23 protein-coding genes are annotated in these 24,908 nt (G+C 49.4%); 11 read left to right on the top strand and 12 right to left on the bottom strand.

From position 1 onward, the window contains the following. Positions 1-57: 57 nt before the first annotated feature. Both AB1757_19955 and AB1757_19950 read right to left on the bottom strand, forming a co-directional pair. Complete coding sequence (locus tag AB1757_19955) at positions 58-669, bottom strand: UbiX family flavin prenyltransferase (protein MEW6129325.1); 612 nt, start codon at positions 667-669, stop codon at positions 58-60. A 44-nt stretch (positions 670-713) separates the two neighbouring features. Beyond that, the gene (locus tag AB1757_19950) at positions 714-2,063 is read right to left on the bottom strand and encodes an amidohydrolase family protein (protein ID MEW6129324.1); all 1,350 of its coding nucleotides are present in this window, start codon (positions 2,061-2,063) and stop codon (positions 714-716) included. Positions 2,064-2,268: 205 nt separating this feature from the next. On the opposite strand from AB1757_19950, the gene AB1757_19945 reads away from it, so the two are divergent. The 7 genes from AB1757_19945 to AB1757_19915 all read left to right on the top strand — a co-directional run bounded on the left by AB1757_19945 (position 2,269) and on the right by AB1757_19915 (position 12,496). Further along, positions 2,269-2,709 (top strand): hypothetical protein, encoded by a 441-nt coding sequence (locus tag AB1757_19945; protein MEW6129323.1) that lies wholly within the window; start codon positions 2,269-2,271, stop codon positions 2,707-2,709. Between the two features lie 90 nt (positions 2,710-2,799). Beyond that, positions 2,800-3,270: a hypothetical protein gene (locus tag AB1757_19940; protein ID MEW6129322.1), complete on the top strand. Its 471-nt coding sequence runs from the start codon at positions 2,800-2,802 to the stop codon at positions 3,268-3,270. A 140-nt stretch (positions 3,271-3,410) separates the two neighbouring features. After that, positions 3,411-3,827 (top strand): FixH family protein, encoded by a 417-nt coding sequence (locus AB1757_19935; protein ID MEW6129321.1) that lies wholly within the window; start codon positions 3,411-3,413, stop codon positions 3,825-3,827. Between the two features lie 103 nt (positions 3,828-3,930). Then, the gene (locus tag AB1757_19930) at positions 3,931-7,086 is read left to right on the top strand and encodes a CusA/CzcA family heavy metal efflux RND transporter (GenBank protein MEW6129320.1); all 3,156 of its coding nucleotides are present in this window, start codon (positions 3,931-3,933) and stop codon (positions 7,084-7,086) included. Positions 7,087-7,243: 157 nt separating this feature from the next. Beyond that, the gene (locus tag AB1757_19925) at positions 7,244-8,632 is read left to right on the top strand and encodes a TolC family protein (protein ID MEW6129319.1); all 1,389 of its coding nucleotides are present in this window, start codon (positions 7,244-7,246) and stop codon (positions 8,630-8,632) included. A gap of 34 nt (positions 8,633-8,666) precedes the next feature. Further along, on the top strand, positions 8,667-10,397 hold the full coding sequence (locus AB1757_19920; protein ID MEW6129318.1) for an efflux RND transporter periplasmic adaptor subunit: 1,731 nt from the start codon (positions 8,667-8,669) through the stop codon (positions 10,395-10,397). A gap of 419 nt (positions 10,398-10,816) precedes the next feature. Next, on the top strand, positions 10,817-12,496 hold the full coding sequence (locus AB1757_19915; protein MEW6129317.1) for an ATP-binding protein: 1,680 nt from the start codon (positions 10,817-10,819) through the stop codon (positions 12,494-12,496). Between the two features lie 40 nt (positions 12,497-12,536). On the opposite strand, the gene vsr is transcribed toward AB1757_19915, so the two are convergent. The 4 genes from vsr to AB1757_19895 all read right to left on the bottom strand — a co-directional run bounded on the left by vsr (position 12,537) and on the right by AB1757_19895 (position 17,099). Further along, on the bottom strand, positions 12,537-12,974 hold the full coding sequence (gene vsr / locus AB1757_19910; protein MEW6129316.1) for a DNA mismatch endonuclease Vsr: 438 nt from the start codon (positions 12,972-12,974) through the stop codon (positions 12,537-12,539). Beyond that, positions 12,974-14,878, bottom strand: coding sequence for an ATP-binding protein (locus AB1757_19905; GenBank protein MEW6129315.1), 1,905 nt, complete (start codon positions 14,876-14,878; stop codon positions 12,974-12,976). The genes vsr and AB1757_19905 overlap by 1 nt, the downstream gene beginning before the upstream one ends. A gap of 4 nt (positions 14,879-14,882) precedes the next feature. Next, complete coding sequence (locus AB1757_19900; GenBank protein ID MEW6129314.1) at positions 14,883-15,947, bottom strand: DNA cytosine methyltransferase; 1,065 nt, start codon at positions 15,945-15,947, stop codon at positions 14,883-14,885. Between the two features lie 150 nt (positions 15,948-16,097). Continuing rightward, positions 16,098-17,099, bottom strand: coding sequence for a hypothetical protein (locus AB1757_19895; protein MEW6129313.1), 1,002 nt, complete (start codon positions 17,097-17,099; stop codon positions 16,098-16,100). Between the two features lie 362 nt (positions 17,100-17,461). Between AB1757_19895 and AB1757_19890 the strand changes: the two genes are divergently transcribed. The 3 genes from AB1757_19890 to AB1757_19880 all read left to right on the top strand — a co-directional run bounded on the left by AB1757_19890 (position 17,462) and on the right by AB1757_19880 (position 20,190). Next, positions 17,462-18,043 carry an HD domain-containing protein gene (locus AB1757_19890; protein ID MEW6129312.1) on the top strand — a complete coding sequence of 194 codons (582 nt, stop codon included), beginning with the start codon at positions 17,462-17,464 and terminating at the stop codon, positions 18,041-18,043. A gap of 87 nt (positions 18,044-18,130) precedes the next feature. Continuing rightward, complete coding sequence (locus AB1757_19885; GenBank protein ID MEW6129311.1) at positions 18,131-19,633, top strand: glycosyltransferase family 39 protein; 1,503 nt, start codon at positions 18,131-18,133, stop codon at positions 19,631-19,633. Between the two features lie 32 nt (positions 19,634-19,665). Then, positions 19,666-20,190, top strand: a complete 525-nt coding sequence (locus AB1757_19880; GenBank protein MEW6129310.1) for a DUF1572 family protein — start codon at positions 19,666-19,668, stop codon at positions 20,188-20,190. 1 nt (position 20,191) lies between these two features. Here AB1757_19880 and AB1757_19875 read toward each other — a convergent pair whose 3' ends face one another. The 3 genes from AB1757_19875 to AB1757_19865 all read right to left on the bottom strand — a co-directional run bounded on the left by AB1757_19875 (position 20,192) and on the right by AB1757_19865 (position 21,666). Further along, positions 20,192-21,031 carry a tetratricopeptide repeat protein gene (locus tag AB1757_19875; protein MEW6129309.1) on the bottom strand — a complete coding sequence of 280 codons (840 nt, stop codon included), beginning with the start codon at positions 21,029-21,031 and terminating at the stop codon, positions 20,192-20,194. 90 nt (positions 21,032-21,121) lie between these two features. After that, on the bottom strand, positions 21,122-21,535 hold the full coding sequence (locus AB1757_19870) for an alkyl hydroperoxide reductase (GenBank protein ID MEW6129308.1): 414 nt from the start codon (positions 21,533-21,535) through the stop codon (positions 21,122-21,124). Continuing rightward, on the bottom strand, positions 21,499-21,666 hold the full coding sequence (locus tag AB1757_19865; protein MEW6129307.1) for a hypothetical protein: 168 nt from the start codon (positions 21,664-21,666) through the stop codon (positions 21,499-21,501). Before AB1757_19865 ends, AB1757_19870 begins: the two co-directional genes overlap by 37 nt. Positions 21,667-21,696: 30 nt before the next feature. Between AB1757_19865 and AB1757_19860 the strand changes: the two genes are divergently transcribed. Further along, positions 21,697-23,580 carry a CocE/NonD family hydrolase gene (locus tag AB1757_19860; protein ID MEW6129306.1) on the top strand — a complete coding sequence of 628 codons (1,884 nt, stop codon included), beginning with the start codon at positions 21,697-21,699 and terminating at the stop codon, positions 23,578-23,580. Positions 23,581-23,595: 15 nt separating this feature from the next. Here AB1757_19860 and AB1757_19855 read toward each other — a convergent pair whose 3' ends face one another. The 3 genes from AB1757_19855 to AB1757_19845 are packed head-to-tail and all read right to left on the bottom strand — an operon-like array spanning position 23,596 to position 24,887. Further along, entirely contained in the window at positions 23,596-23,868 is a 273-nt protein-coding gene (locus tag AB1757_19855; protein ID MEW6129305.1) for a DUF4404 family protein, read from the bottom strand. A 22-nt stretch (positions 23,869-23,890) separates the two neighbouring features. After that, on the bottom strand, positions 23,891-24,844 hold the full coding sequence (locus AB1757_19850) for an FHA domain-containing protein (protein MEW6129304.1): 954 nt from the start codon (positions 24,842-24,844) through the stop codon (positions 23,891-23,893). Continuing rightward, positions 24,822-24,887 (bottom strand): hypothetical protein, encoded by a 66-nt coding sequence (locus AB1757_19845; GenBank protein ID MEW6129303.1) that lies wholly within the window; start codon positions 24,885-24,887, stop codon positions 24,822-24,824. Before AB1757_19845 ends, AB1757_19850 begins: the two co-directional genes overlap by 23 nt. Positions 24,888-24,908 lie beyond the last annotated feature (21 nt).

Raw genomic sequence — 24,908 nt, 5'->3', positions numbered from 1 at the left:
TGGAAAGGTGAGCCAGTAATGATTAGGGGTTAGAACAGTTTTTTCTCAGGCGATGACTTATTCAACTTTCGTGACATCGCCGTGCCAGACGGTTTCTGATGAATGTGAAATGCCCAGGTGATCCAGGATGCGATAAACAAAATGCTCAACCAGAGCGTTAAGGTCTTTCGGTTTATGATAAAACGCAGGCATTGCCGGAACAATCATCGCGCCCGCCTGTTTGAGCCTCAACATATTTTCAAGATGAATAATCGAAAGCGGCGTTTCGCGCAAAACAATGATGAGCTTGCGCTCTTCTTTTAAACAGACATCGGCGGCGCGATGCAACAAGTTGCGCGCTGCGCCCGATGCCAGCACGCCAAGCGTCGAAGCCGAACAGGGAATAATCACCATCGCATCAACCGGGTATGACCCCGAAGCGATTGCCGCGCCGATGTCACCCGCGTGAAAGATAACCGTTTTGGTCGAAGGGCGACCGATTAGCTGTGCAAGTAATTCTTCGTCGCTGGTGGCAGTGATGTCGAGTTCATCGCTCATCACGCGCCGCGCCGGACCGCTGATAACCAGATTGATGCGCCGCACCTCATTGCTGGCTTCAAGTTGCACAAGCAAGCGCTTGGCGTAAATGACGCCGCTCGCTCCGCTGATTCCTACGGTTATCGATTTCACCGCACGTATTGTAGCCAGCAAAAAAATATGCAGCAAGACAACGACTAATCAATCAGCTTCGGCAATGCCAGATTAACCTGAGAAGCCACCCGGCTCTCATCTATTGATTGAATCTCACCATCCGCATACAACACGCGACCGGCAACCATCGTCATTCGCACATCGCTAGAGGTCGCGCTGAATAAAATTGCCGCCATCGCGTCATGCAAAGGCGCGTTGTGGGTTGCCGATAAATCAACGGCAATCACATCTGCCTGCTTGCCGATTTCCAGAGAGCCGATTTGATTTTCGAGATTCAAGGCGCGCGCGCCATCAATAGTCATCAAACGAAACATCTGCTCAACCGTTGGCTCATTGAAATTTTTTGCCGCCGCGCGCTGCACCAGCGCACAGAGGTTGGCTTCATTCAGTAAATCCAAACGATTATTGGAGGCGACGCTATCGGTGCCAAGCCCGACGCGAATTCCCGCATTCAAAAATTTCGCAAGCGGCGCAATGCCGTGTCCGAGTTTGGCATTTGATTTCGGGCAGTGGGCAATGCGCGAGCGACTACGACTCAGGAGTTCGATATCTTCATCATCAACCTGCACGCAATGAATCAACAGCGGTTGAACATCAAGCACGCCAAGCGCCGCGAAATATTTAATCGTCGAGGTGCGCGGCGACTGCCATTCAATGCCGCGCAAGGCAAGGCGTTCAGCAAAATCACCGGTGCCAGACATCAGTAAATCGCTTTCGGCTGATGATTCGGCGGTGTGAATCGCGACATCCAAAACCTCGCGCGCGGCAAATTCAACAACGTGGCGAAAGAGTTCCGCAGAGACCGTATAAGGCGCGTGCGGCGACACGCCTACGCTCACGCGCTCGCTTTCGCTGTCGCGCATCTCCGCGACTTTGGCTTTGAGGTCTGCCAGAGCTTGCAAAGCCATTGCTGCATCGGGACCGAAGACTTCACGGTAAGCGATACCGCGCAGCCCGCTTTGCCTCATGGCGTCCATCGGCGCGCGCGAATCGCCGGTATCGGCAACACAGGTGATGCCGGCGCGAAGCGCTTCTGCCGCGCCAAGTAAGGCTGACGCCTGTAAATCTTCAATAGTGAGGCGCTCATATTTGGTTTTCGTAAGTTTCAAAATCCAATCGCGAAACGGCAGGTCTTCCAAAAAGCCGCGCATCAATGTCAGTTCCAGATGCGTGTGGGTGTTGATGAGTCCGGGTAAAATGGCGGCGCGTCCGAAATCTTTAACCTCGACGTTTGGGAATTGTCTGTTTGATGCGAGTTCATTTTGCCTGCCGACAAAAACCAGTTGTTCGCCATCGACGGCAATCGCGCCCTGATGAATTGGCGGTGAAGTGATGGGTAAGACCCATTCGGACTTGTAGATTTTCGCAGTCATTGACTCACTGATTAGACCTGAGCCGATTTGATTCAGTCAATCTCTGGCATTAAAGTTGATTTATTGATTCATTCGAGAAAATGATTCGCCGGTTTGGGAAAAATCCCGCAAAAATTTTCTCGACGGCAAAGAGATTGAGGAATAAAATCTGAGCGTGAATTTCAAACGGTTAAAATTACACATCCGCTTAAATTGCCTGAGCCTGATGGTGGTTTTTTTATGGCTTCATGGCATCGGCTGTGTCGTTTGTTGTTCAAGCGAAATACTCAAACCGGTTTTTCAATCGCTTCCGATGGCGATGCATCACGCAACCAATCCAGTGGCAACCGGCGCAAGCGCTTGCCACGAAAAAGATTGTTGCGGGAAGCCTATAAAAAAATCTCCATCAACGCAATCATCGCAAAGTGAATCTGCGCCGCTGAAAATTGCCAATAACGGTGAACTGAATGTCTGTAAGTTGCTTGCAAAACAGACCGTAGCCTTTACCGTCATGCCCAAATCGGAAAGCCCGGTTGCGGTTCCGGCGACGTTGCCCGATTCACTCGCAACAACTTTCACTTACACCAGCGATTCACACCCTGCCAAATTACTTGAACCGCAAAACCGCAGTGGCACTTACCTGCGCTGTTGTGTGCTCCTGATTTAATCAACAGACCGCAATTCATCACCATTGATTGGCTGATGCCTCAGGCATCAGCGCGGGATAAGTATGTTTATTTAACAGGAGACACAACTCATGAAAACCATCAAATTAACCATCATCACCCTTGCCCTATTATTAGGCGGCGTCGTTTATGCCTCGGAAAATGTATGGGCAACCTCTGATAAAGCAGCGGAAAAAAGCGCCGCTTGTTGTAAAGCCAAACCCGATTGCTGCACGCCGGGCGCAGCCTGTTGCAAAGACGGCGCAGCTTGCTGCACGATGGGCGCGGCTTCCTGCAAACGCGAGAAAAGCACGCAAAATCGCGTCGTCGGATATGCCAGCACGGAAAAAGCCGGTTGCTGTGCAGCCAAAGATGCCTGCTGCACGGACGGCGCTTGCGAGATGAGCAAGGACTGCTGCTCGGCGAAAAATGAATGTTGCGCGGAAGGCGCGGCTTGTTGTAAAGAGGGCGCGGCGTGCTGCGCAACCAAACAATCATGTAAAGCCGGCGCGCAATGCGGCGCAGGTGATGGTCAATCTTGCTGTTCGGCTAAGAAAAACTAATTCATCACTCGTTATCATAACTGTCAGCAAAGAGACAGGCGCAAGTCGTTCGCGCCTGTCTCTTGCCAATCCATTTCAACTACCAGCCCGCTGATTTCAGGCTGAACAGCAATTGGTTTACCAGCTTTCAGGAGTAATCCATGAAAACGAAATTGGTGTATCTCATTTTGTTGGCGATGACGTTTCTGGTTGCTGCTTGCGGCAACGCCAAACGCGGCGAAACGAAGGTGATCAAATCAACCAGGTCGAACAACTTGACGGTGACGCTCTCAAGCGCATCGGGTGAACTAAAATCCGGCGACAACGATTTGCGGCTCTCCTTTACGGATGAAGCAGGCAAGTTGGTGGAAATCAATGCCGCCTCGCTCAACTTTCACATGCCCGCAATGGGCGCGATGGCAGAGATGAACGATGAAGCGAATCTCACAACGAGCGCTACACCGGGCGAATATCGCGCCCAGGTCAACATTGAAGTTGCAGGCACCTGGGAAGCCATCATCATTTATGAAAGTCCGCAAGGCAAAGGGCGGGCGACGATGACCGTCAATGCAAAATAAAGTAGTAATTTGAAAGCGTCGTCATCCTTGCTTTGCGCGTTTTGCTATCGCTCAATGGTGAAGCGTTTCAACAGACACCATTCATCATCAACAGAGGTTCGTTATGATTAATCGCCTCATCGAATTTTCGCTGAACAATCGCTTCATCATTATTGCGGCGTATCTATTGCTCGCCGGTTGGGGTTACTGGGCGTTGACGCGCACGCCGATTGATGCGATTCCCGATTTGTCCGACAATCAGGTCATCGTTTTCACAGACTGGATGGGGCGCAGTCCCCAGGAGGTCGAAGACCAGGTAACTTATCCGCTCACCACCAACCTGCAAGGCTTGCCCGGTGTGCGCACGGTGCGCGGGCAATCGGCGTTCGGCTTTTCGATGATCAACGTCATCTTTGAAGATTCAATTGATTTGTATTGGGCGCGAACCCGTGTGCTTGAGCGGTTGAATCTGGTTACCAAACAATTGCCCGAAGGCGTGACGGCGACGCTTGGACCTGATGCGAGCGGGCTGGGGCAAATCTTCTGGTACACCATCGAAGGCGACGGTTACAACACCCGCGACCTGCGAACTTTGCAGGACTGGTTCATTCGCTATCAACTCAATTCCGTGGCGGGCGTTGCCGAAGTCGCTTCGGTTGGCGGCGAAGTGCAGCAGTATCAAATCGACGTTGACCCCAATCGCTTGCGGGCTTACTCGCTGGCGTTTTCGATGGTCGCTGATGCTTTACGACGCAGCAATGCCAACGTCGGCGGCAACGTCATTGAACAGAATGGGCAATGGGCTGTAGTGCGCGGCGTCGGGTTGATTGAATCGGTCGCCGATATAGAAAACATCGTCATCGGCGCAGCCAACGGCACACCGGTTTACATCCGCAATGTGGCAACCGTCAAAATCGGCAATGCCTTTCGTGTCGGCGCGCTCGATAAAAACGGCAAAGAGGCGGTTGGCGGTGTGGTCATTGCGCGTTACGGCGTCAATACCCTCGAAGTCATCGAAGGCGTAAAACAAAAACTCGAATCCATCAAATCGGGTTTGCCGGCGGGCGTAAAGATTGAACCGTTTTATGACCGCACCGATTTAATCAAACGCGCTACAGACACGCTAAAACGCGCGCTCATCGAAGAATTGCTGCTGGTGACGCTTGCCCACATTATCTTTCTTTTTCACTTCCGTTCGATTCTCATCGTCACCATTCCTCTGCCGCTCGCTGTGCTGACTTCGTTTCTTTTCATGTACTACATGGGCATCACCTCGAATCTGATGTCGCTTTCGGGAATCGCCATTGCCATCGGTGTATTGGTGGACGCAGGAATCGTCGTCACCGAAAACGCTTTTCGTTATGTCGAAAAACGCGGCGTCGATGTGCGCGATAGAAAGCGCGTCTGGCAAACCGTGTTGGAATCGACGAAACTCGTCGGTCGCCCGATCTTTTTTTCAATGACGATTATCATCCTCGCCTTTGTGCCGGTGTTTGCCCTCACCGGGCGCGAAGGCAAATTGTTTCATCCGCTCGCCTTCACCAAAACCTTTGCGATGATTGGCGCAACGATTATTGCCGTGACGCTGGTGCCGGTGCTTTGCACCTTGCTTTTAGGCGGGCGGGTTCACGCCGAAGAAGACAATTTCGTGATGCGGGTTTTACAGGGTATTTATCGTCCGTTTTTAAAATTCGCGCTGGCGCACAAACTCATCACCCTTCTCACCGCGGCAACCCTTTTTGGCGGCGCGCTCTATCTTGCCAGTCGCATCGGTTCGGAGTTTATGCCGGAACTCAACGAAGGCGATGTGATGTATATGCCAATCACCGACCCGGCGATTTCCATCAACGAAGCGTTGCGCGTCATGCAACGGCAAGATGAGATTTTGAAATCCATCCCCGAAGTCGAATGGGTGGCGGGCAAAGCCGGTCGCGCAGAAACTTCGACAGACCCCGCGCCCGTCAATATGAACGAAACCATTGTGCACCTTAAACCGATGCAGGAGTGGCGCGCCGGGATGACTCGCGAAAAATTAATAGCCGAAATGGATGACCGGCTTTCGATGCCGGGCGTTTCAAACATCTGGACGCAACCGATTATCAATCGTATCGAAATGCTTACCACAGGCATCCGCACCGAACTCGGCGTAAAAATTTACGGCAGCGATTTGAATGAACTCGAAAGCTTATCGAACGAAGTCGCCAAAGTCTTAAAGAATATTCACGGCGCGGCGAATGTTTCGCCCGAACCGCTCACCGGCGCGCCTTACATCGACATTAAAATCGACCGACAGGCAGCAGCGCGATACGGCATTGATGTGATGGCGATTCAGGAAGTGGTTGACACCGGCATCGGTGAAAACAACCTGACGGTGACTATTGAAGGGCGCAAACGCTTTCCCGTGCGGGTGCGCTATGCGCCGGAATTTCGCGCCACGCCGGATGCCTTGGGGCGATTGATTGTGCCTGCGCCAAATGGCGCGCAAATACCGCTTGCCCAACTTGCGACCATTCGCGCGGTCGCCGGCGCGTCGATGATTTCCAGTGAAAACGGACTGTTGCGCAGCACCGTGTTGTTAAACGTTCGCGGGCGCGATGTCATGAGTTTTGTTGATGAAGCCCGCCGGGTTTTGAATGAGCGCGTCAAATTGCCCGCCGGATATTATTTCGAGTGGAGCGGTCAATACGAAAATCAACAACGCGCCAAGGCGAGATTGCAATTGGTCTTGCCGGTTGTACTCATCGTCATTTTCGTGCTGCTCTATTTTACCTATCGTTCGTTCATCGAAGCCGCGCACGTTTTGCTTGCCGTGCCGTTTGCGCTCACCGGCGGCGTCTATCTGCTTTACGCGCTGGGCTATAACTTTTCAGTTGCCGTGTGGGTTGGTTTTATCGCGCTGTTTGGAACCGCCGTGCAAACCGGCATGGTGATGGTGATTTATCTCGAAGAAGCGGTCGAACGAAAACGAGCAGAGGTTGGGTATTTGACTCATGAGGCGCTCAAACAAGCAGTGATTGACGGCGCATTGCTGAGGCTCAGACCGAAAGTAATGACTGTGAGCACGGTGGTCGCGGGGCTGTTGCCGATTATGTGGAGTACGAGTTCGGGTGCGGAAGTGATGAAGCCCTTAGCGACGCCGGTGCTTGGCGGCATGATTTCGTCATTGCTGCATGTGCTGGTGGTAACGCCGGTGATTTTTTTATGGTTGCGTGAACGCAAATTAAAACGCGAACCGGCGCGCAGCCATGAAGAAGCAGGAAAAGAAGTGGTGAGCGTTTGATTTGGTTTATCTGCCGCTTTGATGTGCGGAAGGGCAAAGTCCTTCCCGGAAATTCGCATTTTCACTTTGAGGCTACGCCGCCCACGAGGCGCAGCCTCAAGATTGGCTCCTGTAGCCGATTTCAACCGACTCTTGATTGTCAGTAAGTGAGTCATTTATGAAAAGGAATGCTTATCTCAACCCCATTACCATCGCGTTGCTGATGATTGCTTCGGCGGCGAATGTCTTTTCGCAATCAACGAACGCGCCAGCGGAAACCGGCATCGTGTCGCTCGCCAAACAGACACCTCCGGTTGAAGCGGAAGCCAGCCAGCCCACTTATGCACAATTCGTTGATGCCAAAAATGGTCTCTCGCTTGCTGACCTCGTGCGCCTTGCGCTTGAACATAACGGCGAACTGGCGGCGGCGCGACAGATGATTGCCGAGGCGCGCGGGCGATTACGACAGGCGGGTTTCAAACCCAATCCGATGGTTGAAGCCAGTGGCACGCGCGGGCTGACGAGCGCCGATAACACGTTGATGATTAGCGGTGAACTGCCGCTCGAACTCGGCGGCAGACGTAAAGCGCGCATCGCGGTTGCCCAGCGTGAACTGGAAATGCGAGAAGCCGAGGTCGCGGATTTCGAGCGCAAACTCGCCGCCGAAGTGCGTATGAAATATGTCGAAGCGATGGCAATGGCGCGCAACCTGCAAGTCAGCGAAGATTTGCTCACCTTGACGCGCAATTCGCATCGTCTGGTCAAAGCCCGCGTCGATTATGGTAAAAGCGCGCCGCTTGAACAGAGCGAAATCTTTGTCGAGATGAATCGCATTGACGCTTCGCGCATCGGCTTTCAGGCGAAAGTTGAAATTGCCTTGCTTGAATTGAAAAAGCTGATTGGACTGTCGGCTGAAGATCATTTGCGTTTGCGCGGCGACTGGGTTTTCGACCAACCGCCGCAAACCAAAGACGAAGCCTTGCGCGTGGCGCTTGCATCACGCGCCGATTTAATTGCCTATCGCGCCGCCGAAGCATTGGCAGCCGCCGAAATCGAACAGGCGCGCATCGAAGGCAAAGTTGATGCCAGTCTCTTTGCCAATTATCAGCGAATGAATTCCGGTTTCGATGTTTTCGGATTGAATGAGATGGGCGGGCGTGTGCCGGTGCAGGGCATCTTTCACCTGGCAACCTTTGGTGTGAAGTTGACCTTGCCGGTACGCAATAAAAATCAAGGCGCGATTGAAGCCGCGATTGCCTCGCAGGAAGCGGCGCGCAAACGGCGCGAGTTTGCCGAAATCGTGGCGCGCAACGAAGTGGCTGCGGCGTATGTGCAATTTGAAGCCGCGCAAGCGGCTTTCGCGCTTTATCGCGAAGGGGTTCACACACAGGCGTTCAAAAATTTGGAAGTGATTCGCAAAACTTATACGCTCGGACAAAAATCGGCGCTCGATTATGTTGCCGAACAACGCCGGTTTATCGAAGTCGAAATGAGTTTTACGGAGATGATGAAAGATTATCAATCATCGCTTGCGGAAATTGAACGGGTGATTGGCGCGAAAAAATAAGGTGGCATATTTGATGATTTCAAAGAGGTGAGCAATGAATAATCAGGATAAAGAAAACCCCAGAGAAACGGCGCAAAGCGCCGATGTTGAAACGCCAGTCGAAACCCAAATAAACCCGCTTTCATTAAAGCGCAATCGGCGGTTGGTAATAGCGGTATTGATGATTGCTTTAGTTGGTATACCGCTGGGCGTTTACTGGTGGCGCAGCACCAGTCGCGCAAGCCTTGCGGGAAAGCCTGTGCCTAAACCCGCAATGGATACGGCAACGCCTTCAACAAGTGCGATGTCGGATAAAGCGATGCTCAGAGCCGACGATTTCATGCTGACCTTGCCGGTTGAAAAAATTGAAAACGCGGGATTGAAAATCGAAACTGTGGCTTTGCCGCAAGCGACAACCGCGGCATCCGGTGGAAGCTTGAGAACGACGGGCACCATTGAATCCAATCAGTATAAAGAGGTGCCGGTGATGGCGATTACCGGCGGCATCGTGCGACAGATGGATGCGGCGCTTGGCAACCGCGTCAGGCAAGGGCAGAAACTCGCCACCATTTACAGCAAGGAACTTGCCGAAGCGCAATCGGAATATTTTAGAATTCAAGCCGAAATCGAGCAGCGCCACCAACAGTACAAGCGCACCGCAGAGCTTGTTGAAATTGGCGCAGCCAGCCGCGCCGAACTCGAAGAAGCCACCGCGATGTATAAAAAAGAACAGTCCAACCTTGAAAACGCCCGCCGCCGTTTGCAGTTATTTGGCGTCACCTCCGAGCAACTCGACAAAGCGCAATCCATGCGTGACCTGTCGCCTTTGATTACGGTTGAATCGCCCGCAGCGGGCGTAATTTTGAATCGTTCGGTGAATGTCGGCGAAGTCATCATGGAGGGCAAAGAATTGTTGCGGGTTGCCGATTTATCGAGCGTCTGGGTCATCGGACAAATTTACGAAAGCGATTTTGCCAAGGTGCGCGAAGGCATGCCGGTGACGATTACCGCGCCCGCTTATGCGGGAAAAATATTCAAAGGCAAAATCGCTTACATCGCGCCACAGGTTGACCCGCAGATGCGCACCCTGCAGGTGCGTGTTGAAGTGGCAAATCCCGGCGAGATGCTCAAACTCGGCATGTTCGTTGATGTCAATTTTGGCGCGAACGGCACATCCGCGAGCGGCGCAAAAACCGCAGTCAATGTGCCGAGTCTGGCGGTGCAGACCATCGGCGCCAAACAATTTGTTTTTCTCGTCACCGATCAACCCGGCGTGTTTGCGCAACGCACAGTAGAGGCTGGAGTCGGGGCAAATGGAGTGACGGCGATTTACGCGGGACTTGCGGGCGGCGAACGCATCGTCACTGACGGCAGTTTTTTATTGCGCGCCGAAAGCCTCAAAATCAATCCCAAACAAATCACTGATACCCCAGTGGCACAGCAAGTCAACGCAGCGGAGCCGTTGCCAATGAAAGCCACAGGTTCTGTGCAGCAAAATGCACAACCGAATACTGAAACGAAAGTTCAATCGGTAAACATTACCCTGACGGACAAAGGCTTCGTGCCATCGGTGATTACTTTGAAAGTCGGCATTCCTGCGCGGTTGATTTTCCTGCGCAAAGTTGAAGTCACCTGCGCGACAGAAATTCAAATCCCGGCGCTTGGCATCACCCAGGAGTTGCCGTTTAATGAGGCGGTCGCCATAGAGTTTACGCCCACGCAGGTCGGCGAAATTAAATTCGCCTGTTCGATGAATATGGTGAGCGGCAAAATTATTGTGAAGTGATGAGTTGAAAAGTAGCGGACGAATTTAAAATTGCAGAGATGGTTTCCTGATGGCTGGAGGTGAAACCTCTGGAATCAGTCGGTTCTTAATCTTCGCGTTGAAGACGCGCAAAGCGGCACAGCCGCAAACCGACGATTACCAAATACTGTATGCCGCTAAACCAGAAATCAAGACATTGGCACACACGATGTTGGAGAAATGCCGATAAATCGGGCTTATTCTTAATGTGTCGTGTACCAAGCTTCTGCTTTCCGGTTTAGCGCGACTGGCTACCATTTTGATGCCACTATCGCGGCTGATTCAATTTCAAAACAGGCTCGAAAGTACGAATAAACTGCAACCGAATCCTGAATCCTGAATCCTGAATCCTGTTTGTGCTATATTCACGCCGCAATAATTTTTTCAATAAAGGCAAAATCATGGCAGACATACTCGTAGGCACGGTTAAAGGACCGGGCGAAAAACCCAATGAATTTATCTTCGTCACCACAGACAACGACCAGACCCGCATCAGCGAATTTGTTTACTATGAAACGCGCGCCGGACAAAAAATTATCGGCACCGTGACCGACCGCAATCTTTCACGCGCCTTGCCCGATAGTTTCTTAGCAGACCCGGCAACCCCGCCCGCTGCGATTGCCGCGATGATTGGCATCGAAGACAGTGACCTCGAACTTTATGAAATCACCGTGTCGCTCATTGGATATTTCGATGAACAGATTCGTGATTTCATCAACCCGCGCATTCCGCCCATGCCTGGTCAGAGCGTCTATCTCGCGTCATCTGAGATGCTCGCCCGCGTGCTTTCACCAAGACAACAAGGGGAGACCGGCGCGGCACATCTTGGCAGTTTGCTCACCCGCGAAAAAGATGCGGTGCCGGTGGTGCTATCAGTCAAGGATTTGGTTTCGACGCATCTGGCAATCTTAGCTTCGACCGGCGCGGGCAAAAGTTATACGGCAGGCGTGTTGATTGAAGAGTTGATGCGCCCGGAAAACGCTTCGTCAGTGTTAATCGTTGACCCGCATGGCGAATACGATAATCTGCAAGAGATTAAAAAAGCTGAACTCAAAAACCTATTTTCAACGTCTGCTTACGAACCCGAAGTGAAAATTTTCAAGCCCGAACGGGTGAAAGTGCGCTTCGATAGTTTGGAATTTAACGACATCGTTTATCTGCTACCGGAAGTCACAGAGAAGATGCGCCATCTGCTTGGGGTGGCGTTTCGCGCCGTGAAAGAGCGGGTTGGCAAACACGGGCATTATGGTTATCAGGATTTGGCTGATGAAGTGACGCGCCTCAAATACGACGATGAAAAAGGCGATAATATGGGCGCGCAAACGACTGTCGAAGCGTTATTGTGGCGACTGGACGCGCGCTTTCGCGGCTATTCAAAGCATCAGATTTTCGATGATGTGCGCCACAATTCGCTTGATGAATTATTCAAGCCCGGTCAATGCACCGTCTTGCAACTCGTCGATATTGACCAGAACGAACAACAGGTGATTGTTGCGACACTCTTGCGCCGCGCCTTGATTGCGCGCATGGCAACCCACAAAGGCGAAGTCGCAAGCGCAACGGATGAGAAATATTTGCCCTATCCGATTTTCGTGTTGCTCGAAGAAGCGCACCGCTTTGCGCCCGCAGGGCAAACCGTGGTGTCAACCAATGTCTTGAAGCAAATCCTATCCGAAGGTCGCAAATTCGGCGTCGGCATCGGTTTGATTACCCAGCGACCGGGCAAACTCGATTCCGATGTCTTGTCGCAATGCATGACGCAATTCATCATGCGAATCGTCAATCCGATTGACCAGGATACGATTGCCAAAACCGTCGAAGGCGCGGGGCGCAGGATGCTCGACGAACTGCCTGCGCTCACCAAAGGTCAGGTCATCGTTTCAGGGGTTGCGGTGAATACCCCTTTGATGTGTCGCGTGCGAGTCAGGCTAACGACACACGGCGGCGAAACCATTGATGCGCCCGCCGAATGGGCAAAATATCATTCAAACGAGAGCCGCGCCCGTCGCAGCGAAGAGCGTTCCATCCTTGTCAAACCGCAACCCAAATCCGGCGGCAATTACGGCGGCATTGAGATTTGAGGTGAGAGCAACAGGATTGAGCATTAAAGCAGAGTATTCTTTAACCGAGCTTCACCGGTTGCGATTTGATTCGGGTGATGAGTTGGTTCATGCATTTGGAAAAAAGTGATTTGTTTTTAAGCTGGCATTGCCAAATCACAATTACTTGCCAACCCAATTTTTTTAATTGACGTCGAGCCAAGTTATCTCGATTGGCATTTCCTTCGATTTTATTTTTCCAGAACTCGTTATTGGTTTGTGGCAGGGCAGCGAATTTACAGTTTTTGTGGTGATGCCAGAAGCATCCGTGAACAAATATTGCGGTCTGATATTTCGGAAGAATAATGTCGGGTTTGCCCGGCAATCGTTTGTCATTTTTTCGGTAACGGAAACCTGCGGCAAAAAGAAACTTTCGGACAAGAATTTCAGGCTTGGTTTCTTTGCCCGAAATTTTAGACATAATCTGGCTTCGTTTATCTTTTGAAAAAATATCAGCCATTACAGCCCTGCTTGACTTAATTGTTCATAGCGTTCGATAAACTCTTGGTGATATTTTTTCGCTTGTTCCAAAAGGCTTCTGTAAGGTTTGAAATATACTCTGTGCGTTTGTGAATAAGTTTCCGCTTTCTCTTTAGCCATATCCGAATCAGCAATCCGTCCACCTATCAAATAGCACGTAACATTCTTTCCGAATTGATTTTCTAAATGCCTGGTTAAAAAAGTCCGATAGAGCAAACATTGATCGAGTTCTTTCTCGGAAATCACCGAATGAGGTCTCTTTAGCTCTATGATGAAATACGTATCGGTAAAATTGAGACAAAGAAAATCTATCCTTCTGTCTTCTTTAATCTTGATGTCATTTTCGGGAAACTTTTCTTTTAATAATTTTGAGAAGGTTTTTTCATCTTCAAAATTCATGATTCGGGGGTCAAGAATCCATGAAAATTCTTTGAGGAAATTATGTAGAATCGGCACCTCTTTGGCATTTTGGTTAATATGTTCTTCAAACTTTTGGATAGTTTCTATGCGAACTTTTGCAATTTTATAAAGCTCACGTGCTTCAATTACTCTCCATTCTTTGAAAAGTTCTATGATCCTATTAGTTTGTTGAACATCAGCTGCATCAATGTCATTCGCTAATTCCTTAAATGCCTCGAATTGAAAAGAGTCTTGAATGAATTTTACTAACTCACCAGCCTTTTCATCTGAGATTTCTTCATTTTGCATTATAGAATCAATTAGCTTTCTAGCTAATTTGCGTTCGTGTCGCGGCAAACTTTCCAGCCATTTATGAAAATCAATTCCTGTTGTTTCTTTTACCTTCTCTTCTTTTGCTTTTTTTCTGAATTTGCGTTGTTCGTTATAAACTTTTTGGATTGTTTGTTGCAAAAAGTCTTTTAGCTCTTCAGTTTCTTCAAGCTCCCAGTTCAGTGACTGACGATTGGTAGAGATAACATCTCTAGAAAAGTCTTCAATAAAATCAACTGAAAGCCAACCGGTTAAATAGGTGTATCCAGTACTTGAAGCGACTGCGCTATAAAAGTCGTGTCTATTTACTAATTTCTTTCTTGAAAATAAAGCGATGCCGCGCATTTCTGGGGGTACAGTTTCTCCTTGCTTTACCGAAATGATTCTTCCTTTGATTTCAGGAGCAAATTTATAGTTAAATTGAAAATCCTCACTAGGAAATATCCAGTCTAACTCTACATTGAGGTTTTCATATTTAAGAGAGTTCGTAAGTTTGATTTTATGTCTGCGAGCATCATTATGAATGATGCTCGTTGAAAAATTTTCTTCATCAAAAATCTCAAAGCTTTGAGAGAGAGATAATGCTAAGTCATTTGCAACGAAAGGGGTTTTTCGCTTAATACTTAATAGCTCGATAGTCGTTCCGCTCTTTTCCTTCGTTTTACTTTCTTTTTTTATAATTTGGGGTTCATAACTTTTATCTTTGGACTTTCTGATTTTATCAATGTCCATAAGAAATACGGTTTTAAGTCCATTTTTTATAGTCGTAATTTTCGCTTTAGAGGCAATTCCGAAAAAGGATAATTTTCCTAAACCTTTTCTACCAATTACCCATCGTTTGCCATTATCACTTTTCCCGCTATTGAGAGTTGCTTTTTTACTTTTCGCTAATGGTATCCTACGATTCTGGCCAATTTTTAGGAAACGACTATTGATTTCGTTAAAAGTCATCCCATGCCCATCGTCTTTGACAACAATCTTTTTATTAGGAGATTTATCATAAAGAAGAATTTCCACTGTTTCCGCCTCGGCATCATAAGAATTGGCAACCAGTTCCGCTATAACAGGTGGCAAGGTTGAGTACATTTGGATTCCTAAATGCTCAATGGTGTTTGGGTCAAACTCCATTACCAATTTTTGCTGAGGTCTGGTCATGCGATCACCTTGAAGATAGAACAATAGATTCAGCGATTCTTCTTGCGAGTTCAGGCGGAACTGCATTGCCAATCAGTCGGGCTTTGTCTTCAATAGCTTTGATTTTAAAAACGTAGTCCAAAGGAAAAGTCTGTAATGTTGCACCTTCGCGCAAAGAAATTGCTCTATCTTGTTCAGGGTGTGCAAATCTACCGTTTGAGATGCTGGTAAATCTAGTGGTGATTGTTGGTGCAGGTTTATCCCAAAACATTCTGCCGTAGATGTCCTTGAAAGAGAAATTTCCTACCCCATCATTTTTTTTATAGACTTCGAGCTGTAGTTCAGTATTCTTCCACGCTTGTCGTGTTCCACCATCCTTGGGAGTTAAAGCCAGCCGTTTCAAATTTACTTCTTTTAATTTTGGAACCGTATGGCAAAAATCCGTTGAATCGGTGTGGCCTGCTGTGATTTCCGGAAAAATGTTTTTATCTCCAATAAATTTCCTTACCGTCGGAGTTTCGCCTTTATCAGGAAGAGGAAATGAAATATTTTTCACACGTGAAGCAATCAATACAAAACGTTTTCGGCTTTGAGGTACGCCGTAATCAAAAACTTGAATTGTCCGATGCTCTATCGAATCGTAGCCTTTGTTGGTAAGGAAGTTGATAAAACCTTTTAATGGGCTATCCGGTTTCGAGAAGATGCCCGGAACGTTCTCGACCACGACAAAGCCCGGGTTGAAATAATCAACAAACCTTTGGAAATCATTCAGCAGGTTTTTGGAGTCTTCAGCTTTTGTTTTATCCGTTTTGATAATGCTCCAATACTGGCAAGGACTGCACCCGATGAAGATCAGATTATCATCATTGCGTGTTAATCCAAGTTCATTTTTCAGCGTTTCTTCCGAAAGCTTTTTAACATCAGCCAAAATAAATTTTGAAGGTCGGTTATTTAATTCATAGGTTTCTTTGCACTTAAGGTCAATATCAATGCCAGCCAGTACCTCAACTCCAGCCTGAGAAAACCCATAGGTCATTCCGCCGCCGCCGCAAAAAAAGTCAACTGCTTTTAGTCGTGATTGTTGAGCCATGATTTCCTATCTTGGGGGTATATCTTGAACCAAAATGGGTAGTTTGTTCAAACCATATTTAAGGCGGGAAACAATCCGCGAAATTAACAGATAATATAAACAAGGTAGAGGGCTATTGAAATTTAATTTTCTTGGAAATAGAAAGTTTGGTTAATACGGGCAGCGGAGGTTGACGAATTCATAGGCGCGCTGCCATTTATTCTTAGTCTTTTTGAATATTTTATAAACCACGCCTTCTTTCGTGAGGTCGGCGATGATGACTTCGGCGGTGCCGTCACGGTCTAAATCAATCTGGTCAACTAAAACTTCTGCCAGGGCGCTTTCGCCGAGTTCATTCAACATGGCTTCGCTGCCGAGGTCTTTGGCGGTGATTTCGCCGTATTGCGACACCCCGACTTTATATTTTTTGCCGTCGGGTTCGATAATCGCAAACAGGATATGCGCAACTTTGCCCGCCTTCGCGCTTTTGACCAGATAAGTGCCGATGAGTTCGGCTTTGCCGTCGCCATTCAAATCGGTCGCAGTTAAATTGACGCGGGTTAAGCCTTCTTTGATGAGCGTGCTATTGACGCCTTTTTGGTTAAAAAGCGTTTTAATCAAGCTTTCGGCTGCCGACTTTTCTTTATCGGTCGGAAAGCGGCGTGAACGAAGGCGTTTGCCGATTTCGCTTGAATTCGTCGCCAGTCCCATCACCTTGCCGCTGATTTTATGTTCGCCGTCAAGTTCGACGTCGGCTTCGGTGCGCGAACAGGTTTTGCGCAAATTCCATTGTTTGATGCGCACGGTTCCGGCTTCGCCGCCGCCAAACAGCAGCCGGTATTTTTGCCCTTCGCGATAATGAGTATTGGCAAACCTGGCGATTTGCGCCGTTGTGGCGTCGCCTGCGGGTGGCTCCAGGTATTTGCCGTTTTTGATGATCACAATCGGGTCAATGACCGAACGCGAGTTGTGTTGCGATACCGCAAAGAGGATGAAATTTATGGGCTTTTTCGCGGATTTCGTTGCGGTGGTTTTCTCTGATGATTGGCTCGCCGTCTGCTTAGCCGGTTTATCCGCAGACTTTTTCCGGGTCGTCTGTGCGGTCGATTTATCAGTGGATTTTTTTGCTGTCGCAGGTTTAGTCGAACTCGGCGCAGTGGTTTTTTGATTCATCGTCGCAGCGGTTTTGGTTGTGACTTTCCGCGCGGTTGCGCTGGCGGAAGATTTCGTAGTCGAGGATTTACTTACTGTGGAAGCCTTTGCATTAACCGTCACCTTCGATGTATTGGTGACCTTTTGCTGAGGCTTTTTTTCTATTGCAAAAACTCCGTTCACGCATAACACAACTGACAATGCGAATAACCAACAAACGCGCATACACCTGACCTCTTCTCTCTGTGGGGGCAGCAAAAATCTACACTTAGTTTTCGACTCAGTCCTGCGCTGGGGATTGTCTTTTCGGGATGGCGCTTCTTATATTTAACGATTATATTTTCGTAGTCAACCGAAGTCAGGGAAATCCCGGAGGAAAAATCATGTCTTTCACAAGAATGGATGAAGGTCAGTTGCAAGAGTGGATGGCAATCGGTCAGGAAGTTGCCAAACGCCAAGCCACCATGCCGCAAATCATCAAAAATATGCTCGCTCAACTCGAAGAGCAGATTGATGGCTTCAACATTGACCAACTGCAACACGGATTGCAGACCGCGACCCGCGCTGAACGCGCAGGCGCAAGCGAAGAAATGATTGTCGCGGCGCTTTGTCACGACATCGGCAAAGTGATTTCGGTGGAAAATCATCCGGCAATCGCTGCGGAAATCCTGAAACCCTATGTGTCGCGTGAAACCTATGAAATCGTGCGCACCCATCAGGATTTTCAAGGCAAACATTACTATGCGTTGATAGGCAAAGACCCGAACGCCCGCCAGCAATACGAAAATCAGGCGTGGTACGCGAAAGCCAGACAGTTCACCGACGAATGGGATCAGTCATCGTTTGATGACCAGTATGATACGTTGCCGCTGGCGCATTTCGAGCCGATGATTGACCGCGTTTTCGCCGAGCCTCTGAGAGGGCGCGTCGATAAAGCGATGCAGACGGTTGCCACCGAGAAGTAAAAATTTTGCGACCTTTCGCAAACCCAAAATAATGAAAAGCGTTCGCGCCTCAAGCGATTGAAAGCGGGAACGCTTTATAGTGTAAGAATGAAGTTGTCCCAACACATCTTGCTAATTCGTCGCTGGCTCTCACGAATGCTTGCCACTCGCGAAACCTTGAGCCGCAAGCAAAAACTCATCATTGCTTTGCTGATTTTCCTTGTGGCTTTTTCCATCCGCTCGCTGCATGCGGTTGACCTCGCGCCGGTCATGTACTCGGCGGAACAACCTTTCGGCGGACTCACGGAAACTTACGATGCGCGCGCTGTCGGCATACTCGAAGGCGAAGGTCTCATCGGACCTTATGACATCAATCCGCGCCGCACCGTATGGATTGCCCAAGCGCCGGGCTATTCAGTGTTTTTGAGCGCGGTTTACAAAGTGACAGGTCGTGATTTTTATAAAGCGCAGCTATTTCAAAACCTCATCAATTCGATTTCACCGGTGCTGATTTTTTTCATTGCCGGAATGCTCATCAGTTGGCGCGTGGGAATTATTGCCGGATTTATCTCGGCAATCTCCCATCATCTTGCGCATATTTCCAATTTCATGTTGCCTGATCCGCTGAGCGCTTTTCCTGTTCTGGTCGCGTTTCTGCTTTTGATTTTAGCAAGGCGCGCGCCGGACAAACTGTGGCGCGTCTATCTGCTTTATGCAGCCGCAGGGTTGATGTTTGGTGTTGCCGCCTGGGTTCGTTCACAAACCATGCTTCTGGGAATTTTCCTGATTCCCGGGCTGGTGATTTTTGCAAAGCAAAAATTGGTGATGGGCAAACGCGCATTGGTAACCGCGGCGGTTTCTCTGCTCGTGATTGCGCCCATTACGATTAAAAATTATCTGATTTATCACGAATTTGTGCCGGTGAATTTTGGGGCAGGCATTGTGCTTTGGGAAGGCATCGGCGAAGAGAGCGGCGACCGCTTCGGCGCAGTGACCAAAGATGAAGAGGTCGCCTTGCAGGACGCAGAGTTTTATAACGAACCGCGTTATGCGGGCGTGTGGTCAACGCCGGATGGCATTATGCGCGACCGCGACCGCGTGACCCGAAGCCTTGCAATCATCAAGGCGCATCCCATCTGGTATGCCGGTGTGATGTTCAGACGCGCCAATGAAATGGTCGAATACAAAGCCCACGCGCCGCTGGTTTACAAAATCTCAGAAGCCCGCGCCCTTGAGAAAACCCTGCCCGTGAAAAAAACTTGGGATAACCTGGCGGCAAACTCCGGTGAATCGAGTTTGATTATCGGTAAAAACCTCTTGTATCTGCGTCCCGTCGCGCGAAGTTTGCAACGCATTATTAAAGAACCTATGCGGTGGCTTATTTTTATTGGTGCGGTTGCGTTAATGCTTCTTAGTGTGCGCCGCGCCTGGTGGTTGTTGCTGGTTCCGCTTTATTACTTCATTTTTCAGGGTTTCATGCATACGGAATTTCGTTACACTTTACCTATGCAGTATTTCGCGTTCACTTTTGCAGCCGTGAGTTGGGTTTTGCTCGCGGGTTTGTTGACGCAAGCGACGCGCACAATCATCAAAAAGTTCAAATCTTCTTAACCATCCAAGCAACAAATTAACCGGAGGAATTTATGATAAAAGATTTTTTGGACGAATATGAACGCTACAAAATTCTTGGCGAAAAAGCCTTCGCGCAAGTCTCCGACGAGGCGCTCAACCGCGTCCTGAGCGGCGATAACAATTCCATCGCCGTCATCGCGCGTCACATCAGCGGCAATTTGCGCTCGCGCTTCACAGATTTTTTAACCAGCGACGGTGAAAAAACCTGGCGCAATCGCGATGAAGAATTTGCCGAAATCACTTACACGCGAGCGCAGGTCAACGAGATGTGGGACGAAGGCTGGGCGGTGTTGTTCAGCGAACTTGCGCCGCTTACCGATGATGATTTGCAACGACAGGTCACCATTCGCGGCAACCCCTGGACGGTACACGAAGCCTTGGCGCGATCCTTAGCGCACATCGCTTCGCACGTCGGACAAATCGTTTTGCTGGCGCGCATTCTGGTTGAGGGCGACTGGCATTGGCTCAGTATTCCGAAAGGCAAATCGAAAGAATACAATTTAAACCCGAGTCTCGAAAAACGCCCGCACAGTTGATTTATTTCATGCGCCCCAGTTCGGTTTCGGCGGCGATGAAACCAAATGCCGCCCAGTATTTTCCGTTGGTGACTTTTTGGAAAATCGCTTTGGCTTTGGTTTTGTCGCCGCTGTAGTAATACCAGTTGCCGATGCCGTAACCGACGGTCGCGAGGTCAAGGTCTGTCAGTTTGTCGTGATAAATTTCCGATTCCTGTTTCAACCCTTTGTATAAAAGCAAACGGTCAAAATAGGATTTGTTCTCTTCGACTTTCATCTGTGGGGTGATGCGTTCAAGCACCCCTGCGGCTTTGTTTTTATCGCCGAGTCTTCGATAGGTCATATACAACCAGTCGGACACCGCAATCACTGAATCATCTTTGTCTGCGACCGCGCGACATTTTTCGTAAGCTTCGGCGGCTTTCGCGAATTTGCCTTGCAAATAGTAAGCAAGCCCCAGGTGATACCAGATGTCGAAATTTTTTTCGTTAAGTTTGGCGGCGCGGTTTAAATCATCGACAGCTTTATCGAATTGTCGCATTGAAATATAACGATGCCCGCGATGGCGATAGAGCATGGCGTTTTTCGGGTCGATTTCGATGCCTCGCGTATAGGTGGCAATCGCATCGCGAAAACGCCAGACACTGCCTTGCGCGCGTCCGAGCGCAATGATGAGTTCGACATTTTTCGGGTCGGCTGCGAGTTTTTGTTCGGCTTCGGCGACCACATTTTTTTCATCCGGATTGGCATAAAACTTCACGCCGTTCGGCGAAATCATTTCCGGCGTGCCGGCGGTTTGCGCCGCGACACCACACGCGAACATCAACAGAAATAAAAAAGTGACAAATACTTTGTTGAACATAAGCCCGACCTCACTGATTGAAAATTTGAAAGGCATCGAAACGGCGCAACTATACTGTTGATTGACGAACAAGTTCAAGCAAGTGCGGGGTCAATTTTTTCGCCGGTGAAATTGATAAGCGCGAAAGAGAATCAATGCAAAAGGCATCCACCAGATTAAATCATTGGTGATATTTATCCAGCCGAACGCCCACGGCAAACGCCCTCGCAAGGCGGCATTGAGAAACCCGATGGGACCTAAAACTTTGCCCAAAAATCCGACCAGCACAACCGGGTAATGTTTCATCGGGTCAAACGCGGCAATCGCATAACCGATGCCGTAAACGCCAACGATCATCCCGACACATTGCCAGATTTCGGGATAATTCGGCTCCTGCATGCCAAACCAGCGAAACGGCGCGAGCGGAAAGACCATAATCAACGCGCCCCAGATGAGATTGTAAACCCCTGCGGCTACGAGCGCCGGTTTCATCCAGCGCTCAGGTTGTTCGGATAATTCAGACATAAAATTTTTGTGCGGTGTTGCCATCTGAGTTTGACGATGCGCCAAACGGCGCGCAAGACCAACCGGTAATATTTGACTTTACGCCAGAGCGAAGATAAATTGCCGCCACACCTGACAGTGGAATCTTTCATCAATAATTTTTCGCCGGAAGAGGATTTAAAATGAAACGCCGATTTTTTCTTTCGTTCATGCTCATCGCCTTTATTGCGCTCTTTTCCCGCGCGCAGCAAAATCGCCCGCCTGCCGCGCCCAATCCCAATGTCGCTGTACAGAAAAACGTGATGATGGTGATGCGTGACGGCGTTAAACTTGCCTGCGATGTTTACCTCCCTGCAAAAGATGGTGCAGCCCTTCCGGGCAAATATCCAACGATTTTAAGCCGCACGCCTTACAATAAAGATGCCGCCTGGCGTGAAGCTGAATGGTTCGCTTCGCGCGGTTACGCCGTCGTAATGAACGATGTGCGCGGGCGTTTTCACTCCCAAGGCAAATGGCGAATGATGATTGATGACGGGCGCGATGGCTTCGATACGGTCGAATGGATTGCCAGACAGGAGTGGTCAAACGGCAAAGTGGGAACCGTTGGCACAAGCTATCCCGGCGGCACCCAACACGCGCTCGCAGAGATGAACCCGCCGCACCTCACCGCGATGATTCCGGTTGATGCTTTATCGAATGTCGGCATTGCCGGGTTTAGACACGGCGGCGCATTTGAACTGCGATTCGTGAACTGGATTTTTACCATCGGCGGACCGACCGCAAAATCAGCACTTGAAGATGCCAACCTCAAAGCGGCGCTCGATGCGCAAGCCAAACAGATGCGCGAACACATCTGGCATTTGCCGATAAAGCGCGGCACCACGGCTTTGAAATATATCCCTGAATACGAAGACTGGTTGATGGAAGCCATGCAACATGGCGACTTGGACGATTACTGGAAACAGGTGGGACTTTCGGTCATTGATAATGTCAAAAATTATGCCGACGTGCCGGTTTATCACGTCACCGGCTGGTACGATTCGTGGACCAGGCAAGTGGCGATGAACTGGCAGGCATTGTCGAAAAGCAAACGCCAGCAAAAACTCATCATTGGTCCGTGGACGCATGGCGGGCAAAATCGCAACTTCGCGGGCGATGTCGAATTTTCAAAAGATGCTGCCATCAATTTCAATGAATGGCGACTCAGTTGGTTCGAGCATTGGTTAAAAGGCGTCGCTAACAATGTTGAAAAAGCTGCGCCGGTGCGCCTCTATATTATGGGCGGTGGCGACGGGCGCAAATCGCCGCAGGGTAAAATGCAGCACGGCGGCTACTGGCGCGATGAACAGGAATTCCCGCTGGCGCGCACCGAGTATACGCCTTATTACTTTCACCAAGGCGGCGCGATAAGCAAAGAAAAACCCAACGTAACAGCGGCTTCGATGACCTATCGCTTTGACCCGACCAATCCTGTGCCGACGCTTGGCGGTAACATTTCATCGAACGCGGGGTTGATGGACAATGGCGCGTATGACCAGCGTTGTCGCGATGGGGTTGTCGGTTGCCGGGATAAATTGCCGCTTGCGGTGCGCAATGATGTGCTGGTTTTTCAGACCGAACCGCTCGTTGAAGACATGGAGGTGACCGGCACGGTCGCGGTGAAATTGTGGATTAGTTCAACGGCGCTCGATACCGATTTTACGGCAAAGTTGATTGATGTCTATCCGCCGAACGAAGATTACCCTGCGGGCTTTGAAATGAACATCGGCGATTCGATTATTCGCGCGCGTTATCGCAATTCGCTCGAAAAAGCGACCTTGATGAAACCGGGAAGCGTGTACGAAGTGACCATCAATTTGTATCCGACAGCCAATCTGTTTAAGAAAGGTCATCGCCTTCGGATCGATATTTCAAGCAGCAATTTTCCGCGTTTTGATGTGAATCCCAATACCGGTGAACCCCTGCAACAACATCGGCGAATGATTCCCGCGGATAACACGATGTATCTGGATGCGTCGCATCCATCGCATATTCTGTTGCCGGTGATACCGATTGAAAGGCGGTGAGTAATTAAACGTTGTTCAGATGCCCATTTTCGCGAGGATTTCAGCGATTTGTCCCATAGTCATCGTCAGGTCTGGATGGTTGGCTTCAAAGCGTTCGATACCTTCGCGCAAACCTTCATTGAAACCTGTGTAGCGCGACGACAGGTCAACTTCTTTTGCATTGAGCAAAGTCTGAATATCGTCTTCAATTTTTTGAAGCAATTCTTTGTCTTCATCGCTCAAATTGGCGACGTTTTGCAATTCGTTATGAAGTTGTTGCAAGTGATTATGAAGTTCTTGTCTGTCCATCGTTGAAAGCATAAGACTCTTTTTACTGAATCACAATCTCGTAACTGCAAAGCGAAAATTTATCGCCCGTCTTTAACTGCGCCGTTTCATCTTTGGCAAGTTCGCGCCCGCCATCCAGCACAATCGGATTGGCGCCCGTACAGGTCAAAGCAAACTCGTCGCCGGTCTTTTTCAATTTCGCGTGAACGCGACTCACTTCCATATCTTCCGCGAGTTTCAAATCGACTTCGATATGTGATTTGGCAGAACCGCGCCCGATGGTGATTTCGTCCTTGTAAAACGCTTGCTCAACGGACGCAGAATTTTCTGCGCCTTCGGCGTTGCGTTTAACTGAGAGTGAAAAGACCGGGGCGGTAGGTTTGCGCGGGCGAACAATGGTGGCTTCGTCGTCTTCGACTTTGCGCGGACGAACGATGGTTTTTTCATCGTCTTCGGTATGGGTATCGAAAACGAAAGGCGCAGTTTTATTTTCTTCTTCAGCAGGCAAAGTTGAAGGCGCAGTAGTTTCCTGAGTGGTAACTTTTCCCTGAGCTTCGCGTTTTTTGCGCGGTTGCACCATAGTCTTTTCGGTTTCGGTATCCCAGACCGGCTGCACGCGAAAACGTGTGCGTTCAAGTGAAGCATCGGTTTTCAGTTCAATAGCAAAACTTTTGGTTTGAAATTCGTTGTCGCCGGCAAGTGCCTTGGCGCGTTCCGAAAGCACATAATGAAGCCCTCGTTGCAAGCCTTCGCGTTTATCGCCTTGCCACTCATCATCGTCTTCGGGATTTAAGAAGACCAGATATTCACGCGGAATGTAGGTGGGACCGCCGGGCGGGGTAAACATTTCGCGTTGCATTACGGCTTCGACTTCGCGGGCAATCGCGACCAGAAAATCGTCCCACTTCGAGCGCGGTTTCGCTTCCCCCTGCTCGTCCAAATCCTCTTCGCCATCAATCCATTTTCTCAATTTTTCAAAGAAATTTTTCGCGCTCATTTTTTCTCCGGTAGAAAAATAACAGGGATAGACAGGATAACAAAAATCCTGCCCATCCTGTTTA

The organism is Acidobacteriota bacterium (assembly GCA_040754075.1).
GTDB lineage: Bacteria > Acidobacteriota > Blastocatellia > UBA7656 > UBA7656 > JBFMDH01.
This window is presented reverse-complemented; position numbering and strand designations above follow the sequence as displayed.